Genomic DNA, 13,200 nt, shown 5'->3' with positions numbered 1-13,200 from the left:
GTAAAATTATCTTAAATAAAAAATAAAGCACTTGCCATGAACAATAATGAGAATAACCTGCCAACTTCATTACTCATTCCCAAAACATCACCATTTGCTAAAACAAAATTGCGCCTTGCAATAACTGCAATTATCAATCCGCTGACAACAGCACCGATAACTCCCATCAAACCGACAAAGTTGCCCAACATGAGTGCAACAACTGCAATTATCAATGTTGAAGCCACATAATTTGCAGGATTGGTTTCGTTTATGAAGTAACTTCCAATTCCAGGAGTCAATGGCCTGGACAATAGTGCAGTGGTAAGCAGAGATATTTTAGCAGACATTTCACAGATTATGATTCCCAAAATGAAGTTATAATCCAAAATATTATACAGTCCGCCAATTGTGAGGCTGGCCACTAAAAACAGAGTTGCAACACCGCCGGCGCCAACTGATGAATCTTTCATGACTCGGATTTTCTTTTCAGGTTCCCCATGAACCATGACTCCATCTGCCATGTCCATAACCCCATCCAAGTGGTTATATCCTGTTATTAACATTAAAAATGCATAAACGATAGTTGCTGTGAAAAATGAATTCAGATGCAGGAATTCCAAGGACACATATCCGCAGATTGCAGCCAAAATCCCTATGAAAATATGTAAAAAGGGCCAACACCATGTCAATTTTGTCATGTACTCAATTGATGTGAATACATTAATAGGCAAAATTGTTGAAAATGTCAAAAGGCCCAAAAGGGACTTTATTGGTGAGAATTCCTCATCTTCAAAGTAATCGTCATTTTCCATAATCATTCCTCAAGTATTCCCTGAACCTCTTCAAGTTCAGTCATTAACTTATTGTATATTTCATGTAATATATTATTTTTATCTATGCATCACAAGAGATTTATGAATCATTTTAAACTCAAAACGATTGTGACATCCCCTGATCCTAAAACCTCTTTTAGATGATTTGAGTCAACATTATCAATTTTACCTAATTTAGTGTAGCTCCATGAATGTGAATCATAAAATAAAGATATCTGATTTCCCTGATACAGCACCAAATCTCCCGGAGCAGTGTTGATATTCTCATCGCTTGTCGGGAGTGAAAAACCCAAATCGCCAACTTTTTCAAATCCACCATACTCGCTTGCATTGACTGTGACGTTTTCTTTTTCCAAGGCCTTGACCAGTTCACGTGCAGCGGAATTATCTTCCAGCTTGACGTCAAACACTTCATCGTTGATTTTGATTTTAATTGAATCTGTACTATCTGCACCGTTAACGGCAGTGCAGGTGAGCAAGCCCAACATAATCATGAAAACAATTCTTTTATCCCACATAATAACACTATTCCTCAAATATTTTAGTAACACAACCTGCAATAAGGCCTGCAAATGCATCGTCAAGAACTGGTGGCAAACCGTAAATTATTCCAGGTTTTGCCTCATCATACTTTATGAAATTGAAAGTCGCTTTTGTTCCGGCAATCTGATTTGCAACTGCCAGTCCAAGCACGTCACCTGCATGAACCGCCTCATCAATTTCCCTTAAAGCGTTTTGAGATAAAACATGCTCGGTTTTCAATGCGGCGACAATAAGTGCAATAACATCAACATCAGTTAAAGATTTTAAAATCTGCGCTTCCAATTTATCCTCCAACTCAGAAGTGATTTCAACATGACTTACAAGCGCAAGACCCGCTTCAACCAAATCCCCAATCAGTATTCCTTCAGCAACAAAATAATCAAGGATTCCGAAGGTCAGCTCAAGCTTTTCCAATGCATCCTCCATGCTGATTTCAACTGCATCTTCAATTCGAGTTTTAAAATCATCAAAGTCAATCTCATCAAATTCGGCATTGTTAATGTCCAGACTTTCTCCATCTCCACCGACATTTGCCAAAACAGCCAGAAAATCATTGGTATTGAATATGTTTTGAATATGCAAAGGCAATGACAGGCCTGCCAAAAATTTTGCTTTGACATTGGTTACAATCTTGAAAACCTTAAGCAAATCCTTTGGAGACAGGATCTTGTCTATGTAAATCACATGGCTCAAGTTGATTCTTGCATCAACAAAGCCTTTTGGAGAGTTGACAACCTTAAGGCCGTCTGTAAAATCTTCAACTACAAGGTCATTTGAAAGAAAAGTAAAAATTGACAAATCACCGTAAGTGTTTTCAAAATAATCAATGGCATCACATGCCTGGGCAATGTATGCTCCCTGAGACTGGTTAAATGTTTCAGCCCTTTTAGCGCATGCATTGAATTCATCCTTAGCCTTCAATATATTGACATTTTCAATGATATCAATGCCGTCACTGACAGTAAAATCACTGAAAGCCAAAAAATAATTAGGATTGTTAATGCAAATCCCATAATCCTTTTTGATGATATTAATTTCACTTTCCATAATCCAACCCTACTGATTTTAATACATATACTATATTAATAATTTAATTTAAATTTTATATTAAACCAACTTAAAATGAGATTTTATTATGACAATTATTATTGACCCACAATCCAGCGGCATAGCCGGAAACATGATCATTGGTGCTTTAGTTGATTTAGGAGCCAACCAAGATGAATTAAAAGAAATCATGGAAACCTCAGCAGAGCAATTCGGAAAGGTTAACGTGACATTCGAAAAGGTAGTCAAACACGGAATCGATTCAATATTCTGCCATGTGGAAATGCTTGAGCACAAGCATTCCGTCGGCTATTCAGAGTTTATTCAAAAAATTGAAGAGCTGGACATTGATGAAAAAGTCAAACAAACCTCCATCAAAGTTTTTGAAAGAATTGCAAAAGCAGAATCAAAGGTGCATGGCAAATCATTGGATGAAGTCCATTTTCATGAAGTTGGAGCCAGCGATGCGGTTGCAGATGTAATAGGGTCAATATATGCATACTACTCACTTAACCTGGACAATCAGAAAATTATAGGCCTTCCAATAGCTGTCGGAGGAGGAAGGGTTAAAACTGCCCATGGAGTAATACCAGTTCCTGCACCTGCCGTTGTTGAAATACTAAAAGGTGCAAAGATGGTTGGAGGACCTGTGGACAGCGAGCTTGCAACACCGACAGGATGCGCAATCTATGCTGAAATATGTGATGAGATAATGGAATTCCTTCCACTGACCAAACCTGAAAAGGTAGCTTACGGAGCCGGAAGAAAAGACTTTGACCATCCGAACGTATTGAGAATCATTGAAAGCTCAGACATTTCCGAAAGCGATAAAATTGATGTTATTGAAACCAATCTTGATCATTTAACCGGAGAGGAAATCGGATACCTGTTTGACAGACTTCTTGGCGAGGGTGCAAGCGACGTGTCAATAACTCCAATAATCATGAAGAAAAACAGGCAGGGGAGCCTTCTGAAAGTGATATCCTCAAGAAAAAACAGGGACCATCTAATTGATGTCATTTTTAAGGAAACAGGCAGTTTAGGAATAAGAATAGCCCCAAACATGCACAGAGGAATTGCAAAAAGGGAATTTGTTAAAAAGGAATATGACATCAACGGAAAAACCTATGAAGTGACATTTAAAATAGGTTACGTCAATGGAGAAGTCATATCCTCAAGACCTGAATATGAGGATTTAAAGAAAATAGCTGAAGACAGCAAATTGCCATTAAGACATGTTAAAGAGTTGATAAGATGAAAAAGGCAATATCTGTTTTATCCGGAGGCCTTGACTGCACCGTTGCAACCAGCGTTTTTGCAGGAGAATATGAAATCCATGCAATAACATTCAATTACGGACAGAAGGCATTTGAAAGAGAACTTGAGGCTGCAAAAGAGATTTGTTCCAAAATGAACTGGACACATGAAGTGATTGACCTTCCATGGCTTTCCAAAATCAGCACTTCAAGCCTAAATACATCCGAGGACATTCCTGAAGTTTCCCTAGATGATTTGGACGATGACGAAAAAAGCAGCGAATCAGCAAGCAGCGTATGGGTTCCTGCAAGAAATATGGTGTTTACATCAATTGCAGTGTCATATGCCGAAAGCATCGGAGCTGAAAAAATAATAGTCGGATGGGATGCGGAAGAAGCCGCAACATTTCCGGACAACTCAAAAGAATTTTTAAATACATTCAATGAACTGATAGATGTCGGTTCACCAGATAATATTAAAATTGAAGCACCAGCCATTGATTTAACAAAAGAAGAAATAGTGAAATTAGGAGTCGCAGTTGGTGCTCCAATGGAGATAAGCTATTCCTGTTATAAAGGAGGAAAAAAACATTGTGGTGTTTGTGAAAGTTGTATGAGGCGTAAAAGAGCCTTCACACAACTCGGAATAGAGGATTTAAGTGAATATGAGGATTAGTCAAATTCCTCCAAATCTTTTTTCCAATTGACATCATCCAAACTAACGTTTTCTCTCATGCTGGTTGATGCAAAATCAATAGAGCTATACATTTTTTCAACACCGCGAGCGGACTTATCATAATTAGCCACCCTTGATTTTTTAATACCAAGCTGATGTGCTTCTGAATATGAGTCAATATCCGCACCAATGAATATGAATTCCCAATTGTGATTTTGAATCATGCTTTTGATTTGGGATTTTGAAAATTCAACTGAAGAGTTTTCCATACCATCAGTTGTAATTACAAATAATGCATTGTTGTCTATTTCCCTGTCAAGAGTAGTTATTGTTTTTCCGATAGCATCCAAAAGTGCAGTGGATCCCCTTACATAATATTCATCACGGGTGAGTTTATCTACATCATCAATGTCTTTTCTTTTGTACAGCATTTCATATTCGTGGTCAAAAAGGATTGTTGTTACTCTGGTATTTCCTTCTTTTAGTTTTTCTTTTTCAATAAATGAATTAAAACCACCGATTGTATCTTCTTCAGAGCCATACATTGACCCGCTCCTGTCTATTAGAAAAATCAAATCCAAATCTTCTACCTTATGCATTATAGTCACTTCCAATTTTTTTGTAAATACTTTGTTAATAAGTTTATAATAACTTACACACAATATATTAACTATAAGAAGTATATAAAGTTTTCGCAAAGTGAAAAAAATAAGAAAAAAAGTTATTTTAAATCTTTTATAATGTCTTTACCCTCAGAAGAAAGCCTATAAAGACGTCCTTTTTTAACTTCAGGATTAATACACTCCAAAAGACCTAAATTCTTGAGTAAAGTTAAAACGTTGGAAATATGGTTCGGTAAAATATTGCAGTCAACAGCAATGTCTCTCGGCATTTTAACATCACCATCAGACAAGTCCTTTAAAACATTTACTCTATAAGAAGAATTATTGATAAATTTAACCAAATCATCATAATCCTTGATTTTATCTTCAGGTCTAACTTTATCAGCCATAAACTACCTCCTAAATTTTATTCCCACAATTTGTACAGAATTTATCGCCGGATTCTATAGGAGCGCTGCAATTGGAGCATCTCTGCTCATCTTCAAATTTAGACCCGCAACTTATGCAGAATTTAGCGTCAGCCTCTGCCTTTGCTCCACAGACTTGGCAGTACTTAATGTTATCTGCAGCCACATGTGAAGATTCATATTCCTTTTTAGGCTTTGGCACGTCACTCAAAACAGGAGAGGAATAAAAGTCCTTTTCATTTTCAATTTCTGCAATCAGTTCATTCATGGCGGCAATTCTTTTGGAATCTGACGGGTGAGTTGAAAAAAAGTCATGACTGTTCGGATTTCCACCCGCCATGGATTGCCAAAATGCAGGAATTGAAGAAATGTCATATCCTGCCCAATGAATTATCATCATGCCTAACCTGTCCGCTTCAAGTTCCTGATCCCTTCCCCATGGATTCATCAGGAAAAATTGGGAACCTACGCTTGCAACGTTTGTGGCAGCTCTTGCAAGACCTCCAATTTCACCCAATCCAACTAAATCAAGTGCAAAACTTCCAAACCATGCCGCTGAAGTAATCGCATTTTGAGCATTTTGCGCACTTAGTCTTGTACGTGAGTGGTCAAGAAGTGCATGAGCCATTTCATGACCTAAAATAAATGCCACCTTCTCTTCAGTATTTGCAACGGAAAGAATGCCTGAAAACATTACGATTTTACCACCAGGCATGCAAAAAGCGTTTACTGTGTTGTCAGCCACCAAATGAAAATCCCAATCATAATAGTCCTTTGTATAATCGCTTCTGCCGATTTGTGCCAGATGATTTTCAACTGCCTGAATTAATCTGATTGCAACATTTCTAACTATCTGACCATTGGGAGTATCATCTAAAAGCTGTGCTTGATTTATCATACTGTAATATTCATTATATGACTCCTCAATGAATTTATCGTCATTTACAATGTCAAAATGAGACTTTCCTGTAAACGGGTTGACACTGCTCCTATCATTTTTTGCCATACTATTTTATATGTTGTTAAAAATATTTAAGTTTGTGTATACAAAGATATTAATGAGGTTGAAAAATGAGAAAAATATTCATCGCATTCGCATTAACAATACTCATAATGGGCTGCGCATATGCAAATGACTCAACAGTAACCATCAACAATGTTGATTTTAGCCTACCCTCCAAATATCAGGGAGGCGAGCTAACCGGCAGTTATTATAAACTTGACAATGTTTTCTCAATCGGATGCATTGATGACAATCTGGCCAGTGCAATCGGGCTTTGGGCTGTCGAAAAAGATTCGAGCGAAGAGACAAACATTGACGGCCATCCGGTTAGACATTACTATTCTTATAATGAATATGTTGACGGAAATCTTTCCCATGCATATTTTGCATCAGGCAACTCGACCTACGAAATTAAATGGACAGGCTCAGAAATTACAGGAGACATTGAAAAGTTAATTAAAAATACGCCTAAAAGTGACTTGAGCGATGAAACCTTTTACAATACATTAGACAAATCCATTGATATATACAAAGAGCAAAAAATAAACAAGTTAAATCAGGATGGAGAATACAATTATCTGGAATCCAAATTCCAGTCACAATCCAATCATCAAAACACACCCGACGACACCAGGTTTAACAGGATCCTGTTAACTTACCACAACAGATGATTGATTTTGAAAAATATTTTTAACACATCAAATTCAAATATTAACCCTCAAATAACTTTGGCAAATCATAAACATTATTGAAACTCCTGAAAACTATTTATATTCAAATATATAATAGATTTAGAAAAATAAGAGCATATAAACTGATATTTCTATAACTATCGATTATGTAAAAAAAATAGTCAACCTGATATTATAAACCTAACTATTTTAAATCGGATGGCTATAATATGTAATTATTTTTAATTATATTGTTTCTTAACAAAAACTAGAGAAGAATTAAATAATCAGGTTTTAAAAAATAAGATAATGTCCTATTGCAGAGAAAAATCCCTGCAATATCCCGTATTAGACATTAATCATAAAACATTTTTTAGCATCTTAATAGAGGTTTACTTAAAAAGTAAATCCCTTGTATAATCCTATTATTGAATAACATATATAAACTTAATTGATTTAGAAAAAATGGGCAATTAAACAGTGCCCATCTCAGAGGAAATGCCTCATGAAAACATTAGTCTTCAATACCCATCATTGACTTGTTTATATTTAATTGCCTTAGTGGGTGAAAATTTGAGTCATTATCTTTTATCTTTCATTAGAATCAGTATTGTCATGATATTCGACAGTATGATCCAATGATGAAGATAATTAACTCCACTTTTTTCACCTCCATTTGACGCATGGAAAGAACACCAGAAAAGTCATACGGTAAAACTACTCTGATTAACAAATAAACATTGACTATACTGAATCGTATCATGTTTATTCACCCCCTTCCAAAAATGTTTTATAGATTGAGGCCTTTCAAGATAATACATATGCACTGAGAATTATTTAAAGCTTGTTGAAGACATTTTGTAAAATTGAAGTGAGAAAAACATCGCATATAAACTTTGCGGCGAAATAATGAATTAAAAAATGGTTGGATGAATGAAAAATATGAAAAAGGCATATACTGCAACTAATATCCACACCATGTTTAAAAAGCATATAAACTGATAATTTACATATGTGTCAATTTAATCAGAAATAGAGCAAAAAATTACATGATGAAAAAAAAATAAAAAAAATAAACAACAGTACTGTTTAATATTTAAAACAGGTACTGGTCTTTTTAGAGTAACAATTGTTGCAGCTTTGACAGATTGAAACTCCCTCACCGTTTTTCTTCCAGTCAGCCAAAAAGTCAGCCTGAGCTACAAACGGTTTTGACATTGACATGAATTCCACATTGGAATGGTTTAAAACATCGTTCATTGATTTCATGTCCCTTAAAGATCCGCCTAAAATAACCGGAATATCAATCTCATCAATCAAATTGTCAACATATACCAAAAATGGATTTTTTTCACTGCCGTCATAAAGATATGATATTGTACGTGCGGTCAACTGAATACTGTCCGCACCTGCCTTTTCAAGTTCCTTTGCAACTTTAAGACTTTCCTCAGCAGTCATTCCATCTTTTCTTACATCCCACGGATTAATTCTGATGCTTACATGAAAATCGGGCATTGTCTTTTTGATTACCTTGATGATTTCAGACACTATCCTTACACGATTTTCAGTGTTTCCACCATACTGGTCTTTTCTTTGATTGAAGTAAGGGTTTATGAAACGTGTCAAATAGAAATTGTTTCCCACATCTATCTGCATTCCGTCAAAACCTGCAAATGAGAATTTTTTAGCAGCCATTATCACTTCTGCCTGAAGCTTTCTAATTCCCTCCAGAGTCAAGTCATTTGGTTCTGCCTTTTGATTATCACCGTCATCATAGTAAAAGAACGCCAATTGGCCTAAAATCGGAACATCATGATTATGACAGATGTCTGTTATCATCTTATATTCTTTAACAAAACCTAGATAATTCAAACTTGAGGAATATTGTGCAAAACGGTCCTTGTGGTCAAGCACAAACATTTCTGATATTATCAGACCTATGCCGCTGCTTGCTATCTTTTCATATTTATCATAAACCGCAGGAGATAGAAATCCTCCCTCTTCAGTTTCGGTTTCCCATGTTCCAGTTCTTACAACACGGCTTTTAAGCTTTAACTCCCCTAATTGACATTCATCAAATATGTCTTTCATAATATCACCATATAACTACTAAATATAAGATTATTTAAAAATGAGTATATTTAAATTGTTAAGTAATTTTAAACTTATCTAAAAAAAAGAAAATAAAAATGGTTATTCATCTTTAATAACCATTAATCCGTCACCGACAGCTACTGTATCACCAGGTTCTACAAGAATTTCTGTTACAACACCATCATGGTCTGCTTCAATGTTGTTTTCCATTTTCATAGCTTCCAGGACACAGATAGGAGTTCCAGCAGTGACTTTGTCACCAACTTCAACGGAAAGTTTAATTATGTTACCTTGCATGGATGTGAATACTGTTCCTTCCTCATAAACGACAGGACCTTCAGCATCCTCACTGTCAGGATTGACAAAACCTGTAGGCATGATTCTTACTTCAAAAATGTCTCCGTCAACATCAACAGTATAATCTGTTGGAATTGCATCCTCTTCAACAGGGTCTTCAACTTTAGTACAAAGTTTTTCTTCTTCAGCCTTACCCATGAGGAATTTTGGAGCTACAGTAGGATATAATGCGTAAGTCAATACATCTTCATCAGTTTCGACGAATCCTTCTTTTTCACCCTCTTCTTTGAATTTATCAAATTCAGGTTCAATCAAATCAGCAGGTCTGCAGGTAATTACTTCCTCTTCGCCAATGATGTTTTTGGAAATTTCTTCATTTACAGCAGCCGGTGGTTTTCCGTACATTCCTTTCATGTAGTCTTTAACTTCATTGGAAACTATTTTATATCTTTCACCAGCCAAAACGTTCTGTACAGCTTGAGTACCTACAATCTGACTTGTTGGAGTTACAAGAGGAGGATATCCCATATCTTTTCTAACCCTTGGCATTTCATCCAATACATCCTCATACCTGTCCATTGCTCCTTGAGCTTTAAGTTGAGAAATAAGGTTTGAAAGCATTCCTCCAGGGATTTGATAAAGCAATACGTCAGCGTCAACACTTTCAGAAATCGGATCTAAAATACAGTGGTATTTTTCTTTGATATCTTCAAAGTATTTTTTAATGTGAGTCAATAAGTTTAAATCTAAACCTGTATCGAATTCAGTTCCTTGAAGAGCTGCAACCATACTTTCAGTAGGAGGTTGACTTGTTCCCCAAGCGAGAGGTGAAATAGCAGTGTCTAAAATATCTACACCTGCCTGACATGCAGCATAGTAACTGATTGGAGTCATACCACTTGTACAGTGGCAGTGCAAATCGACAAGCAAATCAGTTTCCTCTTTTAGTTTTGAAACCAATTCATATGCAGCTGTAGGTGTGATTAAACCAGCCATATCCTTGATAGCTACAGAATCACAGTCAAGTGCCTCAAGGTCTTTTGCAAGATTTACAAAATTATCTATGGAATGCACCGGACTTATTGTGTAACTTATTGTACCTTGTACATGTGCTCCTTGGTCTTTTGCTACTTTAATTGCTTTTTCCATATTTCTTATATCGTTCAATGCATCGAAAATCCTGAAAACATCAACACCGTTTTCATAGGATTTTTCAACAAATTTAGTTACAATATCATCAGGGTAATGTTTATAACCAACTAAATTTTGTCCTCTTAAAAGCATTTGAATAGGAGTTTTGTTAAATTCAGATTTTAATTGTCTTAACCTTTCCCAAGGATCTTCATTCAAAAATCTAATACAAGTATCAAAAGTAGCTCCACCCCAAGCTTCAACAGAGAAATATCCTACATTATCCATCTCTTCTGCAATAGGAATCATATCCCTAGTTCTCATCCTAGTTGCAAGTAAAGATTGGTGAGCATCACGAAGTGCTGTTTCTGTAAATCTTACTTTTGCCATTCTTTTACACCTCTTTTAATTTTTATTTATAAATAATCAATAAATATCCAACTATAATATATGTTCTTGATATTATATAAATTGTTAATACAATAAGTTTGAAAATACGAAAAAAAGTTAATGAAAAAAATTTTTAAAAAAAAAGTAAAAAAATAGAAAAATTGAAAAATTATCTTTCTAATTCGCCAGAAATGAATTTTTCAACATTTTCATATGCTTCATCATCAGTGTATTGTACAGGAGGATGTTTCATGGTATATGATGAAATGGAAGTTAACTGTCCGCCAATTCCTCTTTCTAAACCGATTTTACAACATCTAACTGCATCAATTACACATCCAGCTGAGTTTGGAGAGTCTTCTACACTTAATCTTAATTCGATGTTCATTGGAACATCACCGAATGTACGACCTTCCATCCTAAGGAAGCATAATTTATTATCATTTTGCCATGGGACATAATCACTTGGACCAATGTGAATATCTCTGTCATCCATTCTTTCATCTAAAACAGATTGTACAGCTTCGGTTTTAGATTCTTTTTTGGAATCGAGTCTTTCACGATTGAGCATATTTAAGAAGTCAGTGTTACCTCCAGTGTTAATTTGATAAGTTCTATCTAATTTAACACCTCTGTCCATGAATAAACTAGCTAGTGTTCTGTGAGTAATAGTAGCTCCAATTTGAGCTTTAATATCATCACCGACGATTGGTATGCCTTTTTCTCTGAATTTTGCATCCCATTCATCATCACTTACAATAAATACAGGCATACAGTTCACATATGCGATTCCAGCATCAAGAGCGCATTGAGCATAATATCTTGCAGCTTCTTCAGATCCTACAGGCAAGTAGTTTACTAATATTTCAGCACCGCTTTCTTTTAAAACGGAAACTACATCCACAGGTTCTTCGTCACTAACTACAAAAGTGTATTCGTCGTCATAATTGGACATATGTTCAGCAACGCCGTCTAAAACATGACCCATACTTACTTTAACATCATATTTTGGAATATTCTCTTGGAAAACAGTTGTACAGTTTGGTTTTGCAAAAATTGCTTCATCAATTGTTTTTCCAACTTTTCTAGCATCTACATCAAAAGCTGCAACAACATCAATATCACTAGGTTTGTATCCTCCAATTTCCCAGTGCATGAGACCTATTGCATCCTCTGGATTTTTACCATCATAATAATGAATTCCTTGAATAAGTGAACTTGCACAGTTACCTATTCCAACAATAGCTATTTTAATTTTTTCCAAATTTAACACCAGCTAAAAATTTAATTAGTAATAATTTTTATTAAATAAAATACTAATATTATGTTATATAATATACTTTATAAAATTATGCTTTATTCGTATATCTTATTAAAAAATCCTTAGAGGGAAAAAATAATGAATCCATATGTTGAGATATTGAGACCTGGAAATGCAATGATGGGTGCAATTGCAATAATTCTGATAGCAATTATTGACAGAAGCCTTAATTTACCCATAATTCTTGCAATGCTTGCAGTATTTTTTGAAACAGCTGCCGGAAATGTGATTAATGACTATTTCGATTACCAAATTGATTTGATTAACAAACCAGAACGACCAATTCCTTCTGGAAGAATTTCCCTAAAAAATGGTCGAAATTATGGATATCTTCTATTTTTGCTTGGAACAATCTGCGGATTCCTAATAAGTTACTTAACAAACAATTGGATTCCATTTATTATTGTATTGATTGCAGATGTGGTTCTTTACCTGTATGCATACACCTTAAAAGCAACACCTCTGATTGGAAACCTTGCAGTGGGATTCATGACAGGTTTTGGATTCGTTTTTGGAGGATACACATTAAATAATCCTACAATCATTTCAACATCAATATTTTTAGGATTTTTTGCATTTGTCATGACCACAGCACGTGAACTTGTAAAAGATATTGAAGATATGGAAGGGGACAAATCAGAAGGAGCCAGGACATTGCCAATCCTCTACGGTGCGAAAATAACTTCCGTTTTGGCAGCCATATTAATTGTGATTGACTGTGCATTATGCCCTCTCCTTTATTACTATCATGTCTTCGGATTTTATTACTTAATCGTAATTGCAATTGCAGTGATCATATTCCTTTACTCCGCAGTGCTCATTATAAGAAATCAGGACAGGGAAACTGCAGGCAAAGTTTCAAAATACTTGAAAATGGGAATGCTCATAGCATTTGTTTCATTCATATTCGGAACATTTTAAGGGAG

Annotated in this window: 14 protein-coding genes; 4 read left to right on the top strand and 10 right to left on the bottom strand. The window is 35.3% G+C overall.

Annotated features, from left to right (window positions below):
* Nucleotides 1-11: 11 nt before the first annotated feature.
* From cobS to ACKI30_RS09505, 3 genes are all read right to left on the bottom strand, one after another.
* Nucleotides 12-794: an adenosylcobinamide-GDP ribazoletransferase gene (gene cobS, locus ACKI30_RS09515; RefSeq protein ID WP_407411939.1), complete on the bottom strand. Its 783-nt coding sequence runs from the start codon at nt 792-794 to the stop codon at nt 12-14.
* A gap of 107 nt (nt 795-901) precedes the next feature.
* On the bottom strand, nt 902-1,333 hold the full coding sequence (locus tag ACKI30_RS09510) for a cyclophilin-like fold protein (protein WP_407411937.1): 432 nt from the start codon (nt 1,331-1,333) through the stop codon (nt 902-904).
* A gap of 7 nt (nt 1,334-1,340) precedes the next feature.
* Nucleotides 1,341-2,405, bottom strand: coding sequence for a phosphatidylglycerophosphatase (locus ACKI30_RS09505; RefSeq protein ID WP_407411935.1), 1,065 nt, complete (start codon nt 2,403-2,405; stop codon nt 1,341-1,343).
* 88 nt (nt 2,406-2,493) lie between these two features.
* Between ACKI30_RS09505 and larC the strand changes: the two genes are divergently transcribed.
* A complete protein-coding gene (gene larC, locus ACKI30_RS09500; RefSeq protein WP_407411933.1) occupies nt 2,494-3,663 on the top strand; it encodes a nickel pincer cofactor biosynthesis protein LarC in 1,170 nt (389 codons plus the stop codon).
* On the top strand, nt 3,660-4,337 hold the full coding sequence (queC, locus tag ACKI30_RS09495; protein WP_407411931.1) for a 7-cyano-7-deazaguanine synthase QueC: 678 nt from the start codon (nt 3,660-3,662) through the stop codon (nt 4,335-4,337). The genes larC and queC overlap by 4 nt, the downstream gene beginning before the upstream one ends.
* Here the strand turns inward: queC and ACKI30_RS09490 are convergent.
* The 3 genes from ACKI30_RS09490 to ACKI30_RS09480 all read right to left on the bottom strand — a co-directional run bounded on the left by ACKI30_RS09490 (nt 4,334) and on the right by ACKI30_RS09480 (nt 6,373).
* Nucleotides 4,334-4,936, bottom strand: a complete 603-nt coding sequence (locus ACKI30_RS09490) for a vWA domain-containing protein (protein ID WP_407411929.1) — start codon at nt 4,934-4,936, stop codon at nt 4,334-4,336. The two genes, queC and ACKI30_RS09490, sit on opposite strands and share 4 nt — an antisense overlap.
* Before the next feature lie 122 nt (nt 4,937-5,058).
* Nucleotides 5,059-5,349, bottom strand: coding sequence for a transcriptional regulator (locus ACKI30_RS09485; RefSeq protein WP_407411927.1), 291 nt, complete (start codon nt 5,347-5,349; stop codon nt 5,059-5,061).
* A 10-nt stretch (nt 5,350-5,359) separates the two neighbouring features.
* Nucleotides 5,360-6,373 (bottom strand): M48 family metallopeptidase, encoded by a 1,014-nt coding sequence (locus ACKI30_RS09480; protein WP_407411925.1) that lies wholly within the window; start codon nt 6,371-6,373, stop codon nt 5,360-5,362.
* Nucleotides 6,374-6,438: 65 nt separating this feature from the next.
* Here ACKI30_RS09480 and ACKI30_RS09475 point away from each other — a divergent pair, with 65 nt between their 5' ends.
* Nucleotides 6,439-7,041, top strand: coding sequence for a hypothetical protein (locus ACKI30_RS09475; protein WP_407411923.1), 603 nt, complete (start codon nt 6,439-6,441; stop codon nt 7,039-7,041).
* A 613-nt stretch (nt 7,042-7,654) separates the two neighbouring features.
* Here the strand turns inward: ACKI30_RS09475 and ACKI30_RS09470 are convergent.
* The 4 genes from ACKI30_RS09470 to ACKI30_RS09455 all read right to left on the bottom strand — a co-directional run bounded on the left by ACKI30_RS09470 (nt 7,655) and on the right by ACKI30_RS09455 (nt 12,217).
* Nucleotides 7,655-7,804, bottom strand: a complete 150-nt coding sequence (locus tag ACKI30_RS09470; RefSeq protein ID WP_407411921.1) for a hypothetical protein — start codon at nt 7,802-7,804, stop codon at nt 7,655-7,657.
* Nucleotides 7,805-8,130: 326 nt separating this feature from the next.
* Nucleotides 8,131-9,132: a tRNA-dihydrouridine synthase gene (locus ACKI30_RS09465; protein WP_407411919.1), complete on the bottom strand. Its 1,002-nt coding sequence runs from the start codon at nt 9,130-9,132 to the stop codon at nt 8,131-8,133.
* Between the two features lie 102 nt (nt 9,133-9,234).
* Nucleotides 9,235-10,953, bottom strand: coding sequence for a sodium-extruding oxaloacetate decarboxylase subunit alpha (gene oadA / locus ACKI30_RS09460; protein ID WP_407411917.1), 1,719 nt, complete (start codon nt 10,951-10,953; stop codon nt 9,235-9,237).
* A gap of 169 nt (nt 10,954-11,122) precedes the next feature.
* Entirely contained in the window at nt 11,123-12,217 is a 1,095-nt protein-coding gene (locus ACKI30_RS09455; RefSeq protein ID WP_407411915.1) for an inositol-3-phosphate synthase, read from the bottom strand.
* A gap of 135 nt (nt 12,218-12,352) precedes the next feature.
* Here ACKI30_RS09455 and ACKI30_RS09450 point away from each other — a divergent pair, with 135 nt between their 5' ends.
* Nucleotides 12,353-13,195 (top strand): UbiA family prenyltransferase, encoded by an 843-nt coding sequence (locus tag ACKI30_RS09450; protein WP_407411913.1) that lies wholly within the window; start codon nt 12,353-12,355, stop codon nt 13,193-13,195.
* The last annotated feature ends 5 nt before the right edge of the window (nt 13,196-13,200 follow it).

It is taken from the genome of Methanobrevibacter sp., assembly GCF_045539575.1.
Taxonomy (GTDB): Archaea; Methanobacteriota; Methanobacteria; order Methanobacteriales; family Methanobacteriaceae; genus Methanocatella.
Note: the sequence above shows the minus strand (reverse complement) of the source record. Positions and strands in the feature narration are given on the sequence as shown.

Coding starts and splice junctions, on each gene's coding strand:
- cobS (WP_407411939.1), bottom strand. CDS start 794: ATGGAAAATGACGATTACTTTGAAGATGAGGAATTCTCACCAATAAAG.
- ACKI30_RS09510 (WP_407411937.1), bottom strand. CDS start 1,333: ATGTGGGATAAAAGAATTGTTTTCATGATTATGTTGGGCTTGCTCACC.
- ACKI30_RS09505 (WP_407411935.1), bottom strand. CDS start 2,405: ATGGAAAGTGAAATTAATATCATCAAAAAGGATTATGGGATTTGCATT.
- larC (WP_407411933.1), top strand. CDS start 2,494: ATGACAATTATTATTGACCCACAATCCAGCGGCATAGCCGGAAACATG.
- queC (WP_407411931.1), top strand. CDS start 3,660: ATGAAAAAGGCAATATCTGTTTTATCCGGAGGCCTTGACTGCACCGTT.
- ACKI30_RS09490 (WP_407411929.1), bottom strand. CDS start 4,936: ATGCATAAGGTAGAAGATTTGGATTTGATTTTTCTAATAGACAGGAGC.
- ACKI30_RS09485 (WP_407411927.1), bottom strand. CDS start 5,349: ATGGCTGATAAAGTTAGACCTGAAGATAAAATCAAGGATTATGATGAT.
- ACKI30_RS09480 (WP_407411925.1), bottom strand. CDS start 6,373: ATGGCAAAAAATGATAGGAGCAGTGTCAACCCGTTTACAGGAAAGTCT.
- ACKI30_RS09475 (WP_407411923.1), top strand. CDS start 6,439: ATGAGAAAAATATTCATCGCATTCGCATTAACAATACTCATAATGGGC.
- ACKI30_RS09470 (WP_407411921.1), bottom strand. CDS start 7,804: ATGATACGATTCAGTATAGTCAATGTTTATTTGTTAATCAGAGTAGTT.
- ACKI30_RS09465 (WP_407411919.1), bottom strand. CDS start 9,132: ATGAAAGACATATTTGATGAATGTCAATTAGGGGAGTTAAAGCTTAAA.
- oadA (WP_407411917.1), bottom strand. CDS start 10,953: ATGGCAAAAGTAAGATTTACAGAAACAGCACTTCGTGATGCTCACCAA.
- ACKI30_RS09450 (WP_407411913.1), top strand. CDS start 12,353: ATGAATCCATATGTTGAGATATTGAGACCTGGAAATGCAATGATGGGT.